The organism is Aliikangiella maris, from assembly GCF_040719265.1.
In the GTDB taxonomy this organism is placed as follows: domain Bacteria; phylum Pseudomonadota; class Gammaproteobacteria; order Enterobacterales; family Kangiellaceae; genus Aliikangiella; species Aliikangiella maris.
Map to the genome: position 1 here is coordinate 40,252 of NZ_JBFDAH010000012.1, position 21,327 is coordinate 61,578.

Annotated in this window: 22 protein-coding genes; 19 read left to right on the top strand and 3 right to left on the bottom strand. The window is 40.1% G+C overall.

The genetic code is table 11. The annotated features are described in order from the left end of the window. Positions 1–47 precede the first annotated feature (47 nt). From ABVT42_RS12375 to lipA, 13 genes are all read left to right on the top strand, one after another. Positions 48–638: an LPS-assembly lipoprotein LptE gene (locus ABVT42_RS12375; protein WP_353897394.1), complete on the top strand. Its 591-nt coding sequence runs from the start codon at positions 48–50 to the stop codon at positions 636–638. Then, positions 635–1,639, top strand: coding sequence for a DNA polymerase III subunit delta (holA, locus tag ABVT42_RS12380; protein ID WP_353897393.1), 1,005 nt, complete (start codon positions 635–637; stop codon positions 1,637–1,639). Before ABVT42_RS12375 ends, holA begins: the two co-directional genes overlap by 4 nt. Positions 1,640–1,676: 37 nt before the next feature. Next, positions 1,677–2,357 (top strand): nicotinate (nicotinamide) nucleotide adenylyltransferase, encoded by a 681-nt coding sequence (gene nadD / locus ABVT42_RS12385; protein ID WP_353897392.1) that lies wholly within the window; start codon positions 1,677–1,679, stop codon positions 2,355–2,357. A gap of 5 nt (positions 2,358–2,362) precedes the next feature. Beyond that, on the top strand, positions 2,363–2,680 hold the full coding sequence (gene rsfS / locus ABVT42_RS12390; RefSeq protein WP_353897391.1) for a ribosome silencing factor: 318 nt from the start codon (positions 2,363–2,365) through the stop codon (positions 2,678–2,680). 246 nt (positions 2,681–2,926) lie between these two features. Beyond that, positions 2,927–3,397 carry a 23S rRNA (pseudouridine(1915)-N(3))-methyltransferase RlmH gene (rlmH, locus tag ABVT42_RS12395; protein WP_353897390.1) on the top strand — a complete coding sequence of 157 codons (471 nt, stop codon included), beginning with the start codon at positions 2,927–2,929 and terminating at the stop codon, positions 3,395–3,397. 13 nt (positions 3,398–3,410) lie between these two features. Continuing rightward, positions 3,411–5,387 (top strand): penicillin-binding protein 2, encoded by a 1,977-nt coding sequence (gene mrdA, locus ABVT42_RS12400; protein WP_353897389.1) that lies wholly within the window; start codon positions 3,411–3,413, stop codon positions 5,385–5,387. A 2-nt stretch (positions 5,388–5,389) separates the two neighbouring features. Beyond that, on the top strand, positions 5,390–6,514 hold the full coding sequence (gene rodA, locus ABVT42_RS12405) for a rod shape-determining protein RodA (protein ID WP_353897388.1): 1,125 nt from the start codon (positions 5,390–5,392) through the stop codon (positions 6,512–6,514). Positions 6,515–6,701: 187 nt separating this feature from the next. Next, entirely contained in the window at positions 6,702–7,784 is a 1,083-nt protein-coding gene (gene mltB / locus ABVT42_RS12410; protein WP_353897387.1) for a lytic murein transglycosylase B, read from the top strand. Positions 7,785–8,005: 221 nt separating this feature from the next. After that, positions 8,006–8,860 carry a septal ring lytic transglycosylase RlpA family protein gene (locus ABVT42_RS12415; protein WP_353897386.1) on the top strand — a complete coding sequence of 285 codons (855 nt, stop codon included), beginning with the start codon at positions 8,006–8,008 and terminating at the stop codon, positions 8,858–8,860. 139 nt (positions 8,861–8,999) lie between these two features. Continuing rightward, positions 9,000–10,175: a serine hydrolase gene (locus tag ABVT42_RS12420; RefSeq protein ID WP_353897385.1), complete on the top strand. Its 1,176-nt coding sequence runs from the start codon at positions 9,000–9,002 to the stop codon at positions 10,173–10,175. Between the two features lie 501 nt (positions 10,176–10,676). Further along, positions 10,677–10,964, top strand: a complete 288-nt coding sequence (locus tag ABVT42_RS12425) for a YbeD family protein (protein WP_353897384.1) — start codon at positions 10,677–10,679, stop codon at positions 10,962–10,964. A gap of 21 nt (positions 10,965–10,985) precedes the next feature. After that, complete coding sequence (lipB, locus tag ABVT42_RS12430) at positions 10,986–11,726, top strand: lipoyl(octanoyl) transferase LipB (RefSeq protein ID WP_353897383.1); 741 nt, start codon at positions 10,986–10,988, stop codon at positions 11,724–11,726. Between the two features lie 223 nt (positions 11,727–11,949). Continuing rightward, the gene (gene lipA, locus ABVT42_RS12435; protein WP_353897382.1) at positions 11,950–12,948 is read left to right on the top strand and encodes a lipoyl synthase; all 999 of its coding nucleotides are present in this window, start codon (positions 11,950–11,952) and stop codon (positions 12,946–12,948) included. A 184-nt stretch (positions 12,949–13,132) separates the two neighbouring features. Here the strand turns inward: lipA and yegD are convergent, their stop codons facing one another. Then, the gene (gene yegD / locus ABVT42_RS12440) at positions 13,133–14,494 is read right to left on the bottom strand and encodes a molecular chaperone (protein ID WP_353897381.1); all 1,362 of its coding nucleotides are present in this window, start codon (positions 14,492–14,494) and stop codon (positions 13,133–13,135) included. 89 nt (positions 14,495–14,583) lie between these two features. On the opposite strand from yegD, the gene ABVT42_RS12445 reads away from it, so the two are divergent. Further along, positions 14,584–15,252 (top strand): demethoxyubiquinone hydroxylase family protein, encoded by a 669-nt coding sequence (locus ABVT42_RS12445; protein WP_353897380.1) that lies wholly within the window; start codon positions 14,584–14,586, stop codon positions 15,250–15,252. After that, a complete protein-coding gene (locus ABVT42_RS12450) occupies positions 15,252–15,713 on the top strand; it encodes a hypothetical protein (protein WP_353897379.1) in 462 nt (153 codons plus the stop codon). Before ABVT42_RS12445 ends, ABVT42_RS12450 begins: the two co-directional genes overlap by 1 nt. A gap of 224 nt (positions 15,714–15,937) precedes the next feature. On the opposite strand, the gene nhaD is transcribed toward ABVT42_RS12450, so the two are convergent. Then, a complete protein-coding gene (gene nhaD / locus ABVT42_RS12455; RefSeq protein WP_353897378.1) occupies positions 15,938–17,161 on the bottom strand; it encodes a sodium:proton antiporter NhaD in 1,224 nt (407 codons plus the stop codon). A gap of 392 nt (positions 17,162–17,553) precedes the next feature. After that, a complete protein-coding gene (locus ABVT42_RS12460; protein ID WP_353897377.1) occupies positions 17,554–17,928 on the bottom strand; it encodes a hypothetical protein in 375 nt (124 codons plus the stop codon). Between the two features lie 107 nt (positions 17,929–18,035). Between ABVT42_RS12460 and ABVT42_RS12465 the strand changes: the two genes are divergently transcribed. The 4 genes from ABVT42_RS12465 (at position 18,036) to ABVT42_RS12480 (ending at position 21,314) form a co-directional block, all read left to right on the top strand. Then, positions 18,036–18,359: a hypothetical protein gene (locus tag ABVT42_RS12465; protein WP_353897376.1), complete on the top strand. Its 324-nt coding sequence runs from the start codon at positions 18,036–18,038 to the stop codon at positions 18,357–18,359. Between the two features lie 1,143 nt (positions 18,360–19,502). Further along, positions 19,503–20,093, top strand: a complete 591-nt coding sequence (locus ABVT42_RS12470; RefSeq protein ID WP_353897165.1) for a hypothetical protein — start codon at positions 19,503–19,505, stop codon at positions 20,091–20,093. 21 nt (positions 20,094–20,114) lie between these two features. Then, positions 20,115–20,702, top strand: coding sequence for a hypothetical protein (locus ABVT42_RS12475; RefSeq protein ID WP_353897166.1), 588 nt, complete (start codon positions 20,115–20,117; stop codon positions 20,700–20,702). Between the two features lie 24 nt (positions 20,703–20,726). Further along, positions 20,727–21,314: a hypothetical protein gene (locus ABVT42_RS12480; protein WP_353897167.1), complete on the top strand. Its 588-nt coding sequence runs from the start codon at positions 20,727–20,729 to the stop codon at positions 21,312–21,314. Positions 21,315–21,327 lie beyond the last annotated feature (13 nt).

The window sequence follows — 21,327 nt, forward strand, 5'->3', positions numbered from 1 at the left end:
TGATTTTACTAACCATAAACACTGATAGCTATTTTGCGTAAATTTAAATGAAACTGATATTTCGTTATTTAATTATTGTGGCCATGTTACAGTTGTTGCTGGCCTGTGGATTTCAATTACGTGGTGTGGCTTCACAATCACAGGTGATGGCGGTAGCGCAATCGCCTGTGCAAATAGAGTTGCTCAGTGAGTCGCCTTATGGTGAGTTTGAAAAAGTAGTCAGACAATCATTAAGTAAAGCTGGTTTTATCATTCAGTCTGCCGAGACCGCATCATCAGCGACCAGTATTCAACTAGAACTAGCGCAGATAAAAATGACAGAACAAGGGGGTATTCGTGATAGTTTTGGCCGTGCTAGCGAGATGATACTGCGTGCTCAGCTTGATTATCGATTATTGCACGAGACTGATCTTGAGCCTCAGCAAAACCTTTCTGCCGAGCAACAGCAGTTAGTGGATGCACAGCAAATCGTTCGCCAATTATCGGCTAGCGAAAGTTACTACCAAGACTATCGTAACCCTATTAATCAGCGAAATCAGCGTTTGGAAACGGAAAAAATTATTCATCAAAAGCTGGCTCGACGCTTATTAGACCAGCTGTATCAATTCATTCAGCAGGTTGATAGCAATCATTTATGAGCAGCTCTCCTGTAATGTCACCTGTTAATATTGTGATTACCGACGAGCCTCTATTAATGATGGAGGCGTGCGATAAAATAATTGCGCAGGCGCGCACTCAAGGGATGAACGAACGCAAAGTTGTTGAAGCGAGTGAAGGCAAATTTAACTGGTCTGAATTATCGGCCGAAAGTGGCAGCTTAAGCTTGTTTGCTGAAATCGTTCTTACTGATATCCGTTTTACTAAAGCCCCACTAAAAGAAGCGCAGACTGCATTGGTTGATTTGGTTAACAATGCAAATGAAGAGAACCGTTATTTGATTCGGCTGCCCAAGCTTGATAAGCGACAAAAGGCAACTAAATGGTACAAAGCTATTTCTGCCAATGCTAAAGTGCAAGAGCTATGGCCACCTAAAGCTCATGAGTTTATTAATTGGCTGCATCAGCGTGCTTTAACGGCAAAACTGCAAATATTGCCAAAAGCGATTGAGCGACTTGCTGAGCAAACTGAAGGCAATCTATTGGCTGCCCGGCAATGCCTCGATAAACTTAAATTGCTTTATCCGCAACAGGCCATCGATATTGAGCAAGTTGAATCTATTTCTTCTGATAATGCACGCTATTCCGTTTTTCTTTGTCTCGATGAAGCGCTTGCCGGACATGGAAAGCGTGCAGTAAAAATGTTGCATAAATTTCAACAGGAAAATATACCACCCATTTCTATTTTGGTTAATCTTACGCGTGAAATTCAAACTTGTCATAGTGTCGCCATTGCCGGGCTGCAAGGGGTTTCTCCAACACAAGCATTAGCTAAAAGCTTTTTGTGGGAGAGTAAAAAACAATTGTTAGTGGGGGCGGTAAAGCGCTTACCGCCATCGGTTTGGCAAAAGCTGGTAATTCGCTGTGCGTTTCTTGATCGTATGGTCAAAGGCCAGGAAGCCGGTGATATCTGGCTCGAAATTGAACTGTGTTTGTGGATGCTTGCTGGCACACGAATCTGGGGGCGCAAAGTTTCGTCATGAAAACGGCTTTTAATTGGCTTAAACAAGGCTAGTGCTAATGGAATTTGAGCTGATATTTGGTGGGACTTTCGATCCCGTCCACCGAGGGCATTTGGCCGTCATCCAAGCATTGCACCAATCTGCACCGAATATGCCGGTTAGATTGCTTCCATGTGCGATGCCGCCACTTAAAAAATCGCCGAGTACAACTTTTACTCAGCGCTGTGAAATGCTGTCACTCGCAACCGCTGAATATTCTTCTATAATAATAGATAAAAGAGAAGAACTTAGAGAAAGACCATCTTACACTATCGAAACCCTCAACAATCTACAACAGGAATTACCAGAAAAAAATTTCATTCTGGTAATCGGCATGGATAATCTGCAAATTTTTAAGCAGTGGCATCAATGGCAAACATTGCACTTACTGTGTCATTTGATTGTGGTTAATCGGGATGTTCAAAATCAATTAACGACAAACTTGTCCTGCGAACTGCAATCGAACGATGAAGACATGTTAAAATCTCAATGCCAGAATTTAGGTTTTACGCCTGTTGATCAAATTGAACAACTAGTTGAGTCTTCAACAGGGCGCAGTTTTCTGTTAAAAATCCCGAACATGCCGCAATCTTCCACTGAAATACGGCAAATGATCAGGAATAGGCAAGCATTAGATGTCATGCTTCCCGAGAGTATTATAAAATATATCCATTTAAACCATTTATACGAGAGTGAATAAACTGAATGCAAGGTAAAGAGCTGAAGGATTTTGTTGTCGCCCAACTAGAAGAAATTAAAGCCCAGGAAATTAAAGTTATCGAAATCAGCCAGAAATCTACAATAGCAGATTTTATGGTGATTTGCAGTGGTACTTCGACCCGCCATGTAAAATCAATTGCTGTGATGTTAATTAAAGAGATTAAAGCCAAAAATCTGCCGATTATTGGAGTTGAAGGAGAAGATGTGGCTGAATGGGTATTGGTTGATATTGGTGATGTTATTGTACATATCATGCTGCCAAAAACTCGTGATTATTATCAATTGGAAAAACTATGGGAATAGAGTCGATAAAATCCTATTGACTCAATCGCATTGAATAACGGCACAACTGAAGACTTTTGATATTTGTGCTCTGCTGATAGGCGCGTATTATCAGCAGGATAATATTGCTAATAAGAATATTGCTAATAAGTCGATATTAGTTGGTTATAATTGCGGCTATTACTTAACTGAATATATGCAAGATAACAATAGACAGCGAATTCGAGAGTTACCTGCCTTGTTCAATTATCAATCTTTTAATCTACTATGAAAATCAAGTTGATTGCCGTTGGAAGTAAGATGCCCGATTGGGTGACTCAGGGGTTTAACCAGTACACTCAGCGTATGCCACGAGACTGTGCTGTGGAACTTATCGAGATTCCGTTGGCCAAAAGAAGCAAGAATCAACTGGCCGAACAGTGGAAAGATAAGGAAGGTCAGCAAATTCTCAAAGCAATCGATGCGACAGACTGGGTTGTCGCTCTGGAAGTACAAGGTAAAAATTGGAGCACACAGCAATTGGCAGGACAACTGACTCAATGGCAACAAATGGGTAACAATGTCGCCTTACTGGTTGGTGGCCCTGACGGCCTTTCATCCGAATGCCTTGCGCGGGCTAACAGTAAGTGGTCACTTTCTGCACTAACGCTGCCGCATCCCTTAGTTCGTGTTTTACTTGCTGAAACTTTATATCGTGCCTGGTCGGTCACTGTTAACCATCCATATCATCGTGAGTAGTGGTGGGCACTCGATGATTAAAGCTCCCAACCGCTATAACACCACACGCTCATTTAAAGATCACTATCAAGAGAGAAAGCTGCTGATCAAGCGCTCAATTGTGGCATTTGCTTTCGTTGCAATAATGCTGATGGTGTTGTTAATACGGAGCTGGTATTTACAGGTAGTGCTCTATGACGATTATCAAACACGCTCAAACGATAACCGAATAAGTGTGCAACCTATTGCGCCCAAAAGGGGACTGATTTATGACCGTAATGGTGTTTTACTGGCAGAGAATCGATCAATATATTCACTGGCTATTATTCCTGAAAAAGCTGGAAATGTTGAGGAAACACTCGAACGTTTGAATGCTTTGGCGCTCATTGATGAAAAAGATCGAGCGCGATTTTTAGAAACACAAAAAGGTCAGCGCCGCTTTAAAAGTCTGATTGTTAAAAATCATTTAAGTGAAGATGAAGTTGCGCGCTTTTCAGTCGACAGTCATCAATTTCCTGGTGTAAGAGTCGAAGCAAGATTGATTCGTTTTTATCCTTACGGCAGTGAACTGGTGCATGCATTAGGATATGTCGGGCGCATTAACGATTTAGAGCTGGCACAGATTGATCAGTCTAACTATCGAGCGACACGCCATATCGGTAAAGTCGGGCTTGAAAAATATTACGAATCTATCTTACATGGTACGGTTGGATTTCGCCGGGTAGAAACCGATGTTAGAGGGCGAGTTATTGGTAAACCACTATTTGAAAAACCGCCTGTTCCTGGTAGTAATTTGCGTTTGGCAATGGATATTCGGCTACAAAAAGTGGCAGCCCAGGCTATGGGCAATAAGCGTGGCTCAGTGGTGGCGGTGGATCCGCGTGATGGTGGTGTATTACTGTTAGTGAGCAATCCTGGCTACGATCCCAATGAGTTTGTTACCGGCATATCGAGTGCCAATTATCGTAAGCTGACTTCATCAGAAGCTCGACCATTATTTAATCGTGCATTACGTGGCCTTTATTCTCCTGGGTCAACGATAAAGCCTCATTTAGGCTGGATTGGACTGGAAACCGGAGTGGTTACGCCTGAAACCACCGTTTATGATCCGGGTTATTGGGTTATTCCCAATGAAGAGCAGCGAGTCTACCGTGACTGGAATCCGCGAGGACATGGGGCGAAAGTCGATCTGCAAAAAGCGATTGTGCAGTCCTGTGATCCTTATTTTTATAATTTAGCTTATCGCATGGGAATCGATACGCTGTCGGTCAATATGCAAAATTTTGGATTTGGTGATTTTACCGGCATCGATATGGGTGAAGAAGTACCGGGGATTATGCCATCGCGAGACTGGAAAAGACGTAATAAAAAGTTAGCCTGGTTTCCTGGAGAAACAGTAATAACCGGCATTGGACAAGGTTATTGGATTGCAACACCACTACAACTGGCCAATTCGATAGCGCAGTTAGGCATAGCGGGAACCCGTTTTCAATTAAGAATGGTTAGTCATATTCAGGATCAAGGGCATGAGCTGACTTTAGACAATGAGTCTTGGCATGCAACGCCAGTTATTGGTGCCGCATTACAAGCGGATTTTTCAAACCAATCTAATATTGATGCTGTTCATCTGGCTATGCGTAAAGTCACTCAGTACCCTGAAGGAACCGCTAAAAAAGCATTTTTCGGGGCGCCCTATGCTTCTGCAGGAAAAACCGGTACGGTGCAACTGGTGACTCAATCTGGCGAAGATTACGACCAAAACAAAGTTGCTAAAAAACTACACGATAATGCTGTCTATGTTGGCTATGCACCATATGATTCACCCCAGATTGCTTTAGCGGTGGTGCTGGAGAATGAAGGGCATGGCGGGGAGGTCGCTGCACCAATTGCGCGACAAATATTTGATGAGTTTTTTAAAAATCAGGCCGCAGATAAAGCAGCGTTGAATCGGCAGGAAGTACCAAAAGCAATGACTACAACCAAGTCACAATCTATCGGGCAAGAGGGGTGATAATGGCATTTGTTGATCAGGACAACTCTGACCGACGCGGCAAAAGTCTGGCACAACGACTGCATTTAGACCTACCGTTGATTGCTGGATTAACTGTATTAGTGGGTTATGGTTTGCTGGTACTTTATAGCGCATCAGGTGAAAGTCAGGATCAACTTAATCGACAAATTATTCGACTAGCGCTAGCTTTCGGAGTCATGATTTTTTTAGCATGGATTCCCCCAAGAGTATATCAAAAGTGGACCCCCTTCATTTTTGCCGTAGGTATCTTATTATTGGTTGCGGTTATTTTGATTGGTGATAAAGGTAAAGGCGCCCAGCGTTGGCTTGATTTTGGCGTATTTCGCTTTCAACCTTCAGAAATTATGAAATTGGCAGTCCCCATGATGCTTGCCTGGTACTTTGCGGAGCGAGCTTTGCCGCCTCGATTTAAAGAAATTCTTACCGCTGGGGCGCTGACCATCATTCCGACAGGATTAATCATGATTCAACCCGATTTGGGGACTTCTATTTTGATCGCATGTTCAGGTATATTTGTAATCTTTCTGGCGGGAATTGCTTGGCGTTTTATTGTTGGGTTTATTGTGTTGGCATTGGCGTATTCTCCAATACACTGGTTGTTTATTATGACCAATTATCAAAAACAGCGAGTGTTCACTTTTTTAGAACCCGAGAAAGATCCGCTCGGTAGTGCTTACCATATTATTCAGTCAAAGATTGCAATTGGTTCGGGCGGATTAAAAGGCAAAGGGTGGCTCGAAGGGACACAGTCACAACTCGAATTTTTACCCGAGCGCAATACAGATTTTATTTTTGCAGTACTTGCTGAAGAGTTTGGCTTTTACGGCATTGTGGCACTACTGACGATTTATTTATGGATTATTGGGCGCGGATTTTTTATTGCGGTAAAAGCACAAGAAACTTACACGCGATTATTGGCTGGTGCGATTACCCTCACATTTTTTGTTTATGTATTTGTTAATATTGGTATGGTCTCAGGCATTTTACCGGTCGTAGGTTTGCCATTGCCGCTAGTCAGTTACGGCGGTACTTCGATGGTTACTTTGATGGCTTCGTTTGGTATTTTGATGAGTATTCAAACACACAAAAAACTGATGCCCGGATAAACAAAATAGTCTGAAAGTGTTGTCCAATTAAAACGGTAAAACGAAGTAACTTGGCTAATTTTGTTGAGAATGCTTGATTCAGAGTGTTTGATTCCAGAGCGATTGATTCGGTGTACCTAGCTTCGAACTAAGTACAGACTCAATCAAAAAGATAAAATTTAAGGTAAAAATGGTTAATACACAGAAAATGCAAAAAACAGCAGCGCCGCCCTATAACGTGATAGCACTCATGATTAAAATGCAACAATTCTTTAAGCAATATTTTTTTACCTGGCTAACAGGTTATAGCTCGCTAATTTTTCTCCTTTTTAGCAGTGCCGCTGGCGCACAGAAGTTACCACCTGAAAAATTACAAGTCGCCCAGCAAATTGAAGAATTTGCTCAAATGATGGCTGATGAACACAAATTTAATGCACAAGAAATTAAAAACAAATTGCACCAGGCAAAATTCCGGCAAGATATTATTGATAAAATCACTCGACCTGCAGAAGCAATGCCTTGGCATCAATATAGAAAAATCTGGATGAAACCAAAACGAATTCAGGGAGGGGTTGAGTTTTGGCTGCAACATCGGGAAACATTGCAAAAGGCTCAGGAAAAATATGGTGTACCACCAGAAATTATTGTCAGTATCATTGGCGTAGAAACTTTCTTTGGGCGAATTCAGGGCAGCTATCCGGTGATTGATGCCTTATATACACTTGGATTTCATTATCCTAAGCGGGCCAGCTTTTTTCGCCGTGAACTAGCCCAGTACTGGTTATTGGCTCGAGAACAGGATTGGCCATTAGACTCGGTTAAAGGCTCTTATGCGGGCGCAATGGGAATGGGACAATTTATATCGAGCAGCTATCGGGCATACGGGGTTGATTTTAACCAAGACGGACAGGTTAATTTGTTTGATGATCCGGTTGATATGATAGGTTCTGTGGCTAACTATTTTCATCAGCATCGCTGGCAAGCGAATGGATTTGTTGCACGGAATGTCGATTTGCCTAAAAACTTAACTGCATTAGTACAAACGGATCTTGAATTAAAACTGATTGCAAGTGAAGTCGCCCAAGATGAGACATTATCTATGTTGGCAGAAAATAACACTAATAAATTAGGCGTTTTTGCCTTTGAATTGCCGGATAATCAGCGTCAACACTGGTTAGTTGGTGATAACTTTTATGTTATCACTCGGTATAATCGTAGCACTTTATATGCATTGGCCGTTTTTCAGCTCAGTGAGCAGATTCGCTCAGCATATGCAGCACAGTTAAAGTAACAATCATCAAGGGCGTATAATGCGCTTGGTTTGCTTGAACAGTGGTTGAGTCTAACCTGGCTAATATTTTCATCATCTATTTAATTAGTTGTTTTCTGGTGATGTGGTTAAGGGTGAATTCAGCTAGTGACGGCTAAGCTACTTATTAAGCGGCTCTCGGTTGCTGACAAATTTTATGAGATGTTATTATCAGTAAACAAATTATTTTTGGTTAATATTCAATGGGTTTTATAAGTTCAGTTGTTCAAGCGCTGCAATCGCCACTAGTCCGGTCAAAATTAAGCACTTTGATGAGTTTTATGGCTATTTTATGGCTTACTGGGTGTGCTGGGTTGCCACCTTATTCTGAACCCAAGGATGCTGCGCCTGTTGGTAATTTTGATTGGGGAAATGTCAAACCGGCAGAACCAAAACCTGAGCCGCGAAGTCGTTATGGCAATCCAACCTCTTATGAGCAAGATGGCAGAACCTATTATGTACTGGCTTCCGCAGACAACTATCGGGCTAATGGTGTGGCAAGCTGGTATGGGACCAAATTTCACGGCCGTCGAACTTCTAGTGGTGAACCTTACGATATGTTTAAAATGACTGCGGCACATAAAACTCTGCCGCTGCCGAGTTATGTAACGGTTACTAATCTTGATAATGGAAAAAAGGTTGTGGTGAGAGTCAATGATCGTGGGCCTTTCAGTAAAAATCGTATTATTGATTTATCTTACGCTGCTGCACATAAATTAGGCATGGCACAAAAGGGAACTGCCAACGTTAAAATTGAAGCGATCAATTTTAATCATACAACCAACTATCAGGCGGCGGTTCAAGCCGATAACCAGTCAGCCGGGGCAAAGCGCTATGTGCAGGTTGGCGCCTATTCTAACCATCAGACCGCACAAAAACTTGCTAAGGTCCTGGATCGCGAGATTAATTTGCCGGTCAAAATTACTCATATCTATCGACAGGGTAAAAAGCTTTATCGAGTAAGAATCGGGCCGATTGAGTCGGTTGAAGTGGCCCAACAGTTGGTAGACACTTTAAGTATCAAGGAACTCGGGCAACCTTCGATTGTCTACCAGTAAAGTTATTTTCCTGGGATAGTCTGTTAATCAAAACCGGGAAGAAAGGATACTCCCTATCGACGAGTGTTGGGTGATGTTATAATCGCCAGCAATTTTAGTTTGAATCCCGATAAATAAACGTAAACTATTCGGATAAGTAATGATTGAACAATTAAATCAGTTAATTAAAACCTTTGTATTTCTTTTTCTTTTATCTGGCTTGTCGATGGCACAAGCCATTGTTCCTCAAGCGCCAAGCATTGCCGCTAAATCCTATATTTTGATGGATTACGATAGCGGTAAGGTCATTGCCCAAAATAACCCCGATATGCCTGTTGCTCCGGCTAGTCTGACAAAAATGATGACCAGCTATGTGGTTTCCAGTGAGTTGGCGGCTGGTAATATTTCGCATGATGACATTGTCACCATCAGCTCGGCTGCTTATGCGCAAAATCCAGTGTTTCAGGGGAGTTCGTTGATGTGGCTGGAAGTAGGTAAACAGGTAAAGGTCAGCGAATTGATTAAAGGATTGATTATTTCATCAGGTAATGACGCCGCGGTGGCGCTTGCCGAGCACGTTGCCGGAACTGAAAGTGCATTTACTGAGCTAATGAATCATCATGCTCGTAAATTGGGGATGAATAACACCACTTTTGTTAATTCTCATGGATTATCTGCCGATTCGCACACCACCACAGCAAGAGATATGGCGATTTTGGGTATGGCATTAATTCGTGACTATCCCGATGAATATGCATTGTACAAAGAGCTGGAATATACTTACAACAACATTCAAACCTACAACCGTCACCCTTTACTCACCGACCCCAGTATCAATGTTGATGGTATTAAAACAGGCCATACTGAAGAAGCCGGTTATTGTTTAGTTTCTTCGGCAACGAAAGATAATATGCGCTTGATCTCGGTCGTTATGGGTACAGATAGTAAAAATGCTCGGAAGGTTGAAAGCAAAAAAATTCTATCTTACGGATTTCGTTTTTTTGAAACGGTTCGCCCATTAGAGGCTGGCAAGTTATTGCATAAATCCCATATTTGGATGGGGGAGCAAAATGAAATTGAGCTAGGTATTGCTGAAGATATTTATGTCACTATACCGCGAGGTAAAGTACCAAACTTGAAAGCGCACTTTGTCGTTGAGCAAAATCTCAGTGCACCGATTGAGCAGGGACAACGGGCAGGTAAAGTGTTTTTTCAATTGGGTGACGAAACTATCGCAGAATATCCACTGGTTGCACTTCAAGAAGTTAAAGAAGCTGGTTTTTTTGGACGTACTGCCGATTCGATAAACCAGTGGTTCAATTCTTTATTTGAATAAATTCTTTAAATATTAATATTCGACACTGAAAATTGGGTCGCGATTCGATAGAATACGCCGCTGGTAACGCGGCCCACCCACAGTGCGGATGATTCCCAAAACTTTCTATATTGGCCTTATTTTGTAAGATTTTTCTACTTTTTGTAGTGAATTATTATAGGCGGGATATTGTTTTTATAATATTTGCAGTGTTTCAATATTAACCGATTGAAATAACTAAAGTTTTCTGTGATTGACCGATAATTGAAGTATTTGCAATTATATTTATACGAGATGTAATAACTGGACTGATCTTGAATCGGTGGATAATACCTATCTTCATTGAGTGGCTAAAGTATTTAAAGTGACCTGATTGCAGAGACAGGATTATCTATTGGCGTTATTTGTTGATTGAGATTCGTACCAACTCAGATGAGTCCAATTCAGACCAGTCTTATTGAGCGCTGCTAAATTCAGCCTGCTGGAATGAAAATTGGGGAATAAATTACTGGAGAATAGAAGATGAGCGACAAACAAGCTGACAATGAACTAATCAGTCACGATGACCTGTGGCAGTTTCCCTGCCAATATTTATTTAAAGCGATGGCATTGTCAAAAGAAGGTGTTGAGGATGAAATCGTTGCGGTTATTCAAAAATTTGTTCCTGGTGATTACACCCCAAAATTAAATGCCAGTAAAAAAGGCAATTATGTTGCTGTGAGCGTCACTTTTCAAGCATCCTCAAAGCAACAACTTGATGAAATTTATTTGGCGGTTAATGCAATTGAAAGTGTTAAGTTTTGCCTATAGCGCTTAGAGAATTCATCGCCAATGCAAACACAAACACCCATTTCAAATTCTGCGACTGATACTCATTTGTCAGATTCAATTTCCGCAGCAAAGCCTGTCTCGAACCAATTGATTATTCGTCAACTAGGGCGAATGGAATATACCCGTGTTTGGAAAGCGATGCAGGCTTTTACTGATCAACGTGATGAACAGGTCATTGATGAACTGTGGTTGGTAGAGCATGATCCGGTATTTACCCAAGGGCAGGCGGGTAAAGCCGAGCATTTGTTAGCGCCGGGTGAAATTCCTGTCGTGCAGGTTGATCGCGGCGGACAGGTGACATACCACGGGCCGGGTCAACAAGTTGCTTATTTTCTGATAAATTTACGTCGCAAAAAACTGGGGGTACGCGAGTTGGTGACGGTAATCGAAAATGCTATTGTTGAGCAATTGGCTGCATACCAAATAGAAGCGGCGCCAAAGGCTGATGCGCCAGGTGTTTATGTGGATGATAAAAAAATTTGCTCACTTGGATTAAGAATACGTAAGGGCTGCTCTTTTCACGGGCTTGCCTTAAATGTCGCAATGGATACTTCACCGTTTTCACGGATTAATCCTTGTGGTTATGCCGGGTTGCAAATCGCTCAGGTTAGTGAACTCGGTGGGCCAAGTGATATGAACATTATTGCTGAAGATATGGTCAAGGCGATAGCAAAGCAGTTAGACTACGCAATGATTAAATGGGGCGATAAGAACCAAATAGACTTTGATATTCTTGAATAATCAAAGATAATAGACTGGTTTATAGTCAAATCGTTAACATCATAACGATAGCTTGTTAACAACTGAAGATAATTTACCTAAGTTTGCTGGTAAATCGACGGTCGATAAAACTTAAAGATCTGCATAATCACAAAACGTACGACAATTTTTATAAAAGTCAGTAAATCTAGTGGTTTGAGCAGGTCAACTGATAAACTCAATTGAGTGATTTCGAGGTAAAAATATGCGACAAGGTGATCGGATCCCTGTAGTAGTAAAAAGCGGTACCAAGTTTGAAACAGAGCAGGGATTCTCTGCGATTAAAAATGGTATAAAGCAGCGTAAAAGTGAATCTGCCGAACCGTTAAGTCGCAAGCCTGGCTGGCTGAAAGTCCAATTGCCTAATGGCGGCAAATATCAGGACATGAAAAATAATGTTCGCAAAAATCGTCTGGCAACGGTGTGTGAAGAGTCGATGTGTCCTAATATTGGTGAATGTTGGAGCGCAGGTACAGCCACCATCATGTTAATGGGATCCGTCTGCACCAGAGCATGTCGTTTTTGTGCTGTTGATACTGGTAATCCCAATGGTTGGCTGGATAAAGACGAACCTCAAAATGCAGCCGATGCCGTTGCTGCAACAGGATTAAAATATGTGGTTTTAACCTCAGTTGATCGGGATGATTTGAAAGATGGCGGTGCACAGCATTATGCTGATTGCGTAAAAGCAATTATTCAGGCATCACCGAAAATTAATGTTGAAGTGTTAACGCCTGATTTTAAAGGTTGTTTTGACTCTTTAGAGGTCGTGCTCGATTCAGGCATTGTTGTATTTGCGCAAAATCTGGAAACTGTTAAACGATTAACTCGTCGTGTTCGTGATCCGCGTGCCAGTTATGAAACTACAATGTCGTTACTTGAGCATGCTAAAAAATATCGCCCGGACATTTTAACTAAAACCAGCTTAATGTTGGGGCTTGGTGAAACAGATGAAGAGATTCTGGAAACCATGAAAGAGCTCAGAGCGATCAATTTGGATATCGTTACATTTGGACAGTATTTGAGACCCACACCTAATCATTTACCGGTTGAGCGCTATGTACCGCCAGCCGATTTTGATAGATATCGAGAGTGGGGATTAGAGCTAGGTTTTAGAGAAGTCGTCTCTGGCCCATTTGTTCGTTCAAGCTATCGTGCTGAGCGTGCTCTAGAAGGTAATAATGCGGGCATTAAAAACCAATAGAATGAATCATTTAAAGCCAGATTTGGGCAAGTTGTTTTAGTTTGCTCAAGTCTGGTATCTACCTGCTTGACTCGTTAAAAAGTTATTATTGAAAATCAAGTTACTGAAAATTAAATTATTTCAAATCAAATCAAATCAAATCAAATCAAATTAAATCAAATTAAATCAAATGACAGTAAGTTAATTACTGCCATATTCGTTCAGCCCATTTAGTTAAACCCGCAGCAACACTACCATAATAGTCACCATCTAAAACAGGTATGCCAGGAAGGGCTTGATTGACAATTTTTTGTATTGTGGGGGACTTAGCCGAGCCTCCGGTTATGTAAATAATATCTGGCTGGGTTTGTGCTTGTGTTACTGCCTCGCTAATGAGTGATTGAATCTGTTGTATGGGGCGCTTGATGGCTACTTCAAATGCTGAAGTATCTACATGTGTAACCAAGTTTTTTTCGATGTAATCTAAATTGACCTCAAGTGATGGTTTATCACTGAGCGCAATTTTAGTCAGCTCTGCGCTTCTTACCAATCGGTGATTCAATTTATTTTTTTGCATGTGAATTAAACGGTCGACTCGTGCAGGTAATACTGCATTACGTTTAAGGACAACTAGCTCTCTGGCGAATTCGTCACTTGAAAACCTGGACTGCTCTCCGACATTGTTAATCGATACTGCACTCCAAAATGGTGCAATCGGCAACTCAATTTGATTATTTTGCATTTCACCTAATCCAAATAATGGCATAAAGTGCGCAAATGCTAATGCAATATCTAAATCATTACCGCCAACCCGAGAGCCTGAATGTGCCAGAAAATCCTTCTCGCGTTGCGTATTATGAATAAACGATGGCCCCATTTTTACTATTGAACAATCGGTTGTTCCACCACCAATATCAACGACCAGTACGATTTTATCTTGTTGTAAGCCGCTTTCAAAATCAACACCGGCGGCAAGCGGTTCGTATAAAAACTCAATCGCTTGATAGCCGCAGCGGCTTGCAGCCAGTGTCATAATATCAATCGCCTGCTTGTTACTTTTTTCACTGTTAACGCCTTGAAAGTTTATTGGCCGACCAATGACAACTTTATCAATGGCGTGTTGTAACTGGGTTTCAGCCGTTAGCTTAATGTGAAGCAACATTGCGGTAACCAGATCTTCAAAAAAAGCTAATTGATTTGGTGCTAAGCCGGTTGAACCAAGAAAAGATTTTGGAGACTTAATAAATAAGCCATCTTCGGGAAATGCGATATATTCATCAATTGCTTGTTGGCCAAAAAAATGTGTCGTTTCATTTGGTGCAATATCCAGCAATCTTCTGGTTGATAATGCTTTTTGCAATTGCTGTTGACGCAGTTTAATATATTCGGTGCGAGTCTTCTCTGGTAAATTTTTTGCAAGAAACTCACAAATAAAACTACGATCCAATGTATATAGCGTTGAAGGTAAAAAGCAACTCTCTGTTTGTAGTGAAAGCAACTGTGGATTGTTATTGTTGATTACGCCAATGGCAGAATTAGACGTACCATAATCAAGACCCGCAAACATTTTATCCCCCACTCTGACATCAAGTTGAAAAAGGGAGGAGATTCTACGCGAATTTCAAAATATTTGCCAATCAACAAGGATAATTAATAATGACAAAGTTTGCTAAATTTACTACGGTCAAGATTGAAGTAACAGACGATAAAAAGGTCAATGAAAAATCTGGTGAGTATGCGCTGAACGGTGAAAATGTAAATATTGCCTGTGTGGGAGAACAAAAAACTGACTATGCCCGTAACTATAGGCACAAACAAAAGGAAGTCGGGAGAATTATTCGGGTAGATCATGCTGGTGAACATGGCGCCATAAAAATTTATCAGGCACAATTATTTTTTGCGCGATATTTCTACCAAGATCTGGTTCCACAACTTAAAGAAATGCTTGAGCATGAAAAGAATCATCACCAGATTTTTTCAGCATTTTTAAAATCTCGCCAAATACGAACATGTTATGCGTTGCCAATCTGGGCGATTGGCGGATATCTGCTTGGCATTGTAACGGCAATGCTCGGGAAAAATGCCATTTCGATTTGTACTTATGCTATTGAGTCAACTGTGTTGCGTCATTTGGACTGGCAACTTGGCTTTCTAAAAAAGGTCGACTCCTCAGCTTATCGAGTTGTTGAAAGTATAAAAATGGATGAAGAAGAACATAGATATTTTGGTGAACAAACTCTCAAGAGAACTTGGTTATATTATCCAATTTTTTATATCGTTCGACTTTCAACAAGGTTTGCTATTTGGTTATCAACTAAGCTGTAGTGCTACAACTACTAGAATTTAAGCTAATATTAAAACCAAAACCAAAACCAAAACCAAAACCAAAACCAAAACCAAAACCAAAACCAAAACTAAAACCAAAACCAAAACTAAAACTAAAACTAAAACTAAAACTAAAACTAAAACTAAAACTAAAAAGGTATTCAGTTATGGATAATGAATCAAAAGTCTGTATCAAAAATTATGACGATAAACAGGCAGAAGAGATATTAAAAATATTTAACGACTCCAAGCCTAAACCATTTGCTGGCTTATTACTCAGCTTTGCATTGATGGCTGTGCTGTTAATTGCGGTACTCATATTTAACCTGGGAGATATGAGCGACTCGATTTACTTAATCGCTTGGATCTACATTATGGTGTCTGTTGTGGTTGAATATGAGAGTGCTAAGATTAACAAAAGGATGGAGCTATTGGCAAAGTTAATTAAGCTTAAGTTTTAATAACTCTCTACCCTTAAGTTAGATAATTGATTAATCTTAGAAAGTATAAGCGTAGAGCGGTTAAATATTTTTAAGCACTGCCAAGCTTATACACACTTGGCAGAAAAAACTTAGCCTTAGCTACTGGTAATTTAGTTGAGTAATCAGATTAAGGTGAATAATCAAATCAAATCAAATCAAATTAAATTAAGTTAAATTAAGTTAAATTAAGTTAAATATTAGAATTAAAGAGAATAAATAGTCACCAAATAGCCAGCTGCATAAGCCACAAATAAATGTGGCAAATAACGGGCATATTGAAAAAAGCTTAATTCTTTTACTCGACTCATTGCGACTATGCCTGCTGCCGAACCAATCACCAACATCGAGCCGCCAACACCTACGCCATAGGCTAGTCCCAGCCATTGATTACTAGTGAGTTCTGGCTGTGCTTTTAACAGGGCTGCGGTTAACGGTACATTATCGAGTAATGACGACAGTACGCCCATTATAAAGCTGCTGATTTCAGGACTTAATAATAAATAAAACTCGGTTACCCAAATTAATACACCAACTTCTTTAAGTGCGCCAACAATTAATAAAATACCAAGAAAGAACATTAAGGTATCAAATTGTATTTCTCGTACATACTCAAGCAAATGTACTTCGTATCGGTATTTATTGACATAAGCCCCCGTCATAAACATTACAGACAAGCCACTAAGAAAAGTGAGCACTGGCGGAATTGCAAACATAACGCTCAGTATCATTGTGCTGACAATCGTCGTAAAAAATAAAACAGATATAAATATATCTATCCGATACACTTCGCCTGACTCATGCTCAGCTTCAATTGTACGGCTTTGATACATTAACATGAGCAGCATTAAAGTAAATACACCAGCAAATGCCGGTATAATTAGACCAAGTAATTGCTCAATACTTAAATAACCTGAACTAAATATCATTAAGGTAGTAACATCACCTGTAATTAAAACAACACCACCAGAGTTAATCGCAAATACGGCCAGCACACAAAGTCTTACCCGCTCTGCTGTTGTCAGTTTAAAACTTTGAATAATGCCGATAAGCACCAAGGTTGCTGTTATATTGTCACACAACATCGAAAGCAGCACACCGAGGAGAGCAATTAATATCGTTAGCCCCTTTAAGCTCAGCTTACCAGGCATTACTTTTGAAACAATCGTACTGATTAAACCTCGCCCATTTAAATAAGCAACAAATGTCATTGTGGCAACCAAAAATAACCAAAGACTGGCAATATCAAGCAGGTTTTCATTTAACGCAGTATTGATTTGTTCTGCTTCTCCATGGTGTGCAATAAATAAAAACAACCAACTAAAGCAACCGAAAAATAAAGTGGTTTTGGCTTTGTTAATATGAATAACTTCTTCAAAGGCGATTGAAAGTAATGCCAGGCAGGCGACTAAAATAATTGCGGTGGTCATGGATTTGCTACTTCAGTGATAGTGATATAGAGATAAATGGTTTTAAATAAACAACATAAGGCTGGTTGAGGCCAAAAAATAGACTAACGCATGCTCAATTAAGGCGGTTGAAACTACGCACATTATATCGTTTGCTTGACCTGGAGCGCTAACTTTTTTTAGGCCGAGTTCAGTTATTTGAATATGACTTATTACACTAGAAAGATTCATGGTCGAGTTTGATAGTCTAATCAGGTGTGTGAAATTTGTTCAGTCAAACATCATGATTAATGAGTAATGAAAAAGCGAGTTTTTGTCAACTATTCAAAAAACGTTTCCATTACTCACATGAATGAGGCGAATTGATCAATTGGAAATAATATATTGCGACAAAGATTTTTGAGTCGCTTTAACTAAGCAAGCCAACTACAAATCGCAACACCAAAAAGTCCAATCCAGCCAGGGTGGCGCGCCTTAGTGGCAAATAATACCAGGGAGCCCGCTGCCAACATAGAAATAATAATTACTCGAATCAATACTGGCGTAGTAATCTCACCATTGATTGATAAATAAAAAAGTATTGCCCCAAATGCCCATCCCAAAATACTGGCAATGTGCCAACTGGCCCAAATAATTCTTAAGTTTCTCTCACGTAATGGTGGTTTGGTAATGGTCGGAACAATTGAGTTTTTTCTAAAGTGTTTAAAAATGAGTAGTTCTCCTAACATTGAATGAACTAAACCAACAATAATGGATAAAGTTGCTGAGGTGAGTAAAAAATAATTCATAATAATTTCCTTTTTGCTTTTTATATGTATTTTTTGCGCATTTGTTTGATACAATTTACCTGTTTGTTAATCGTCGCTAAATAGAAACTAACGATAAGGAAATAAAATTGAAAAAAACAATATGTACTGTTATTGCCACATTATCAGCTGCATTGGTGCAAGCAGGGCGTAGCCCACAATTGACAATTAAAAATGTTAGAACCTATGAGACAAGCTTCATTGTTCAAGTCGCAGAAAATGTTAACGCTTCGTGTTCATTCCCTGATCATCTTCAATTATCCAAGAGTAATCCAAACTATCAAGCAAGTGTTAGTCTTTTTATGACCGCCTGGACGAGTGGTAAAAAAATTCAGGCTTATTACAATGGTTGTGATGCTTCTGCTTCTGCTTCGGGCGGCAATGTTAACGTTACTGGTTGGTATGTGTATTAGTTGCTTGTGATTGCTTGTAGATTTTAAAGCGAAGTGATCCTCTTTTTAATTTAAGGTGACTACTAGGTCTTTTTACTTTAAATTTTATTGGCTTGTATTATTGCTTTTTATGATAACTTTCTATTATTGATATTATCAAAAACTTGCTGAATTTTTTAATTTTTTGTGAACTTGTTCATTGAATTGAACACATAATCCTCAAATAATCCTCAAATGATCCAGTATCATTTTTGCAATGGAACAAGGAGCTCGAGGAATGAATAGCATTTTTGAAATTCAGCAAAAACACTTTATCAAACTTCAACTGAAAGAACGCACTCAACAGCAACAACTGGAAAACTCCCTAAAAAATCATCAGCATACTCTGGTCGTAATGACTGCGGCAGAATACTTTAACTTTTATGCAGTTAATTACCAGCGCCAGTTAAGGCTAACAGAGCAACAAGCGATTGAAGCGATTAATCAGCTTATCCAAAACTCAGCCGATATTACCCAGGCTACCAAACAATCCTGGCAAACTCACAAAGATACCATTCAGTTAATGGGCACCTTGACCCCCTCCTTAGTGCTCGATATGAAGGTGCTGACTTTGCTGGCTCGAGAGATGCACCGCAGCGGGAGTTTGTNGACCGGAACGCGTTATCTGGCTAACCATCCAAAGGTGGTCAGCATGGGGATTGGTCTGTCTGGTGTCAAAAACGCATTGAAAGGTGGCGGCATTTTTTCCGTCGTATTTTCAATCGCGTTTCATTCATTAGATCAGTTGCTCAATGATGCCGCCACCTGGCATAATTTTGTGGCGGGGATTTCGACCGATATCTTGGCAGCATTAGCGGGAGTTGCTGTCACTTATGCGGCAACCGCTGGTATAACTGCTCTTACTGGAACCGCTATGTTAGCCATAGGTCCTATGATTATTGTGGTGGCTGCGGGGACTATAACGGCTTTAGCATTGTTTAGATTATTCAATCAATGGGAGCTGGCCAAACGAGTCGCTGCTTTGCTGAAACAAGCTGAAGTACGTTTTAATGAGCGTCAGTCTGAGTTTAAATCTCAAACGCGGCGTTTACTCAATTATGCAGAGGAAGATCCACGAGGGTTTATGGCGCGTTTATTTGGTTTACCCTATATTAAGTTAGATCTATGACAACTCAAAAAACACAATATGTTGAAGTTCGGACAGATATAAAAGCGAAATTGCTGGCTATCGGTGGAATTCTTTTAACTATATTATTTATAGCGATTAGTGGATATTTTACAATCGGTGGATTGGTAAATAGCTTTGAGCGATTAAGTCGAGGAAGTTATTACTTGGAAGTGTCTGTCTGGGATCTTCCTGTATTATTTTTGATGCCTTGTTTAATTTCTCTTGTTTACCTGACGCTCTTGTTTTTATTTAATCGAATGACTCAAAAAGCCAGAGAGCAGTTTTGGAAAGTTTGGATATTTTTTACCGGCTGCTTTTTAGTTACCCGCCTGTTTTATGGTTTTTGGCTGAGCCATTATGTTGAAAGTAAAGGCTATCACTTTTGTTGGTACTATTCTAACGTCAGCATGATGACCCCCAATGTTTATATGAACCAGCCCGACCTTTGTTATCCGGTCAATCCTAAAAGTGATATTTTACCCTGGTTTGATGAACAAGAAGCCAAAGGCATTGTGTTGACACCAGACATGGTGAAAGCGCAAGCGGATAAGATCAGTGAAGCCTATGAAGCGCAGTTTCGTTATTAGTCTAGTTGGTCCTATTATTTAATGACGACTCAAAAAACACAATATGTGGAAGTGCCTACCGACTTAAAAACCAAGTTGTTGGCTATTAGCGTGATTTTTATCGTATTATTTCTTGTAATACTAGGAGGGCACTCTAGTTTTTATGATTTGGTTGATGGCTTTGAACGGCTAAATCGAGTGAGTTACTATGTGGAAGTTTCTGTTTGGGATCTTCCTATTTTATTTACTATTCCCTGTGTTTTGAGCATAGGTTACGGTTGTATATTACTATTATTTAATCGAGTTACCGAAAAAGCCCGCAGATTAACACTAAAAATTGGTGTCTTTTTTGGTATTTGCTTTTTAGCTATCCGCCCGTTTTATGGTTTTTGGCTGAGCCATTATGTTGAAAGTAAAGGCTATCATTTTTGTTGGTACTATTCTAATGTGAGTATGATGACCCCCAATGTCTATATGAACCAGCCTGACCTTTGTTATCCGGTCAATCCTAAAAGTGATATTTTACCCTGGTTTGATGAACAAGAGGCCAAAGGCATTGTGTTGACACCAGACATGGTGAAAGCGCAAGCGGATAAAATCAGCGAAGCGTATGAAGCACAATTTCGTTAATGGTTTAGTTTGTCCCATAACTTAATGACGACTCAAAAAACACAATATGTCGAAGTGCCTAATGACTTAAAAACTAAGCTGTTAGCTATTAGCGCAATTTTTATTGCGCTATCAGTGTCAGCACTATTGGTGTACTTTTGTTTTTATGGTCTGATCGATAGTTTTGAGCGCTTGAATCGAGGGAGTTACTACGTCGAAATTTCTGCGTGGGATCTTCCTGGTTTAGTTGGTCTTCCTTTTCTTTTAAGTATAGGTTACGGTTGTACATTACTATTGTTTAATCGAGTTACTGAAAAAGTCCGCAGATTAACACTAAAAATTGGTGTCTTTTTTGGTGTTTGCTTTTTAGTGACTCGCCCGTTTTATGGTTTTTGGCTGAGCCATTATGTTGAAAGTAAGGGCTATCATTTTTGCTGGTACTATTCTAACGTCAGCATGATGACCCCCAATGTTTATATGAACCAGCCCGACCTTTGTTATCCTGTCAACCCTAAAAATGATATTTTACCCTGGTTTGATGAACAAGAAGCCAAAGGCATTGTGTTGACACCAGACAGGGTCAAAGCGCAAGCCGAAAAAATCAGCGAAGCCTATGAAGCACAATTTCGTTAATGGTTTTCGAATG

What these genes read in the sequence shown, in the direction of transcription:
- ABVT42_RS12415 (WP_353897386.1), top strand. Translation starts at nt 8,006, where the DNA reads ATGGGTTTTATAAGTTCAGTTGTTCAAGCGCTGCAATCGCCACTAGTC.
- ABVT42_RS12375 (WP_353897394.1), top strand. Translation starts at nt 48, where the DNA reads ATGAAACTGATATTTCGTTATTTAATTATTGTGGCCATGTTACAGTTG.
- ABVT42_RS12445 (WP_353897380.1), top strand. Translation starts at nt 14,584, where the DNA reads ATGACAAAGTTTGCTAAATTTACTACGGTCAAGATTGAAGTAACAGAC.
- mltB (WP_353897387.1), top strand. Translation starts at nt 6,702, where the DNA reads ATGCAAAAAACAGCAGCGCCGCCCTATAACGTGATAGCACTCATGATT.
- ABVT42_RS12420 (WP_353897385.1), top strand. Translation starts at nt 9,000, where the DNA reads ATGATTGAACAATTAAATCAGTTAATTAAAACCTTTGTATTTCTTTTT.
- nhaD (WP_353897378.1), bottom strand. Translation starts at nt 17,161, where the DNA reads ATGACCACCGCAATTATTTTAGTCGCCTGCCTGGCATTACTTTCAATC.
- lipA (WP_353897382.1), top strand. Translation starts at nt 11,950, where the DNA reads ATGCGACAAGGTGATCGGATCCCTGTAGTAGTAAAAAGCGGTACCAAG.
- ABVT42_RS12480 (WP_353897167.1), top strand. Translation starts at nt 20,727, where the DNA reads ATGACGACTCAAAAAACACAATATGTCGAAGTGCCTAATGACTTAAAA.
- holA (WP_353897393.1), top strand. Translation starts at nt 635, where the DNA reads ATGAGCAGCTCTCCTGTAATGTCACCTGTTAATATTGTGATTACCGAC.
- lipB (WP_353897383.1), top strand. Translation starts at nt 10,986, where the DNA reads ATGCAAACACAAACACCCATTTCAAATTCTGCGACTGATACTCATTTG.
- ABVT42_RS12425 (WP_353897384.1), top strand. Translation starts at nt 10,677, where the DNA reads ATGAGCGACAAACAAGCTGACAATGAACTAATCAGTCACGATGACCTG.
- rsfS (WP_353897391.1), top strand. Translation starts at nt 2,363, where the DNA reads ATGCAAGGTAAAGAGCTGAAGGATTTTGTTGTCGCCCAACTAGAAGAA.
- rlmH (WP_353897390.1), top strand. Translation starts at nt 2,927, where the DNA reads ATGAAAATCAAGTTGATTGCCGTTGGAAGTAAGATGCCCGATTGGGTG.
- nadD (WP_353897392.1), top strand. Translation starts at nt 1,677, where the DNA reads ATGGAATTTGAGCTGATATTTGGTGGGACTTTCGATCCCGTCCACCGA.
- ABVT42_RS12470 (WP_353897165.1), top strand. Translation starts at nt 19,503, where the DNA reads ATGACAACTCAAAAAACACAATATGTTGAAGTTCGGACAGATATAAAA.
- yegD (WP_353897381.1), bottom strand. Translation starts at nt 14,494, where the DNA reads ATGTTTGCGGGTCTTGATTATGGTACGTCTAATTCTGCCATTGGCGTA.
- mrdA (WP_353897389.1), top strand. Translation starts at nt 3,411, where the DNA reads ATGATTAAAGCTCCCAACCGCTATAACACCACACGCTCATTTAAAGAT.
- ABVT42_RS12460 (WP_353897377.1), bottom strand. Translation starts at nt 17,928, where the DNA reads ATGAATTATTTTTTACTCACCTCAGCAACTTTATCCATTATTGTTGGT.
- ABVT42_RS12475 (WP_353897166.1), top strand. Translation starts at nt 20,115, where the DNA reads ATGACGACTCAAAAAACACAATATGTGGAAGTGCCTACCGACTTAAAA.
- rodA (WP_353897388.1), top strand. Translation starts at nt 5,390, where the DNA reads ATGGCATTTGTTGATCAGGACAACTCTGACCGACGCGGCAAAAGTCTG.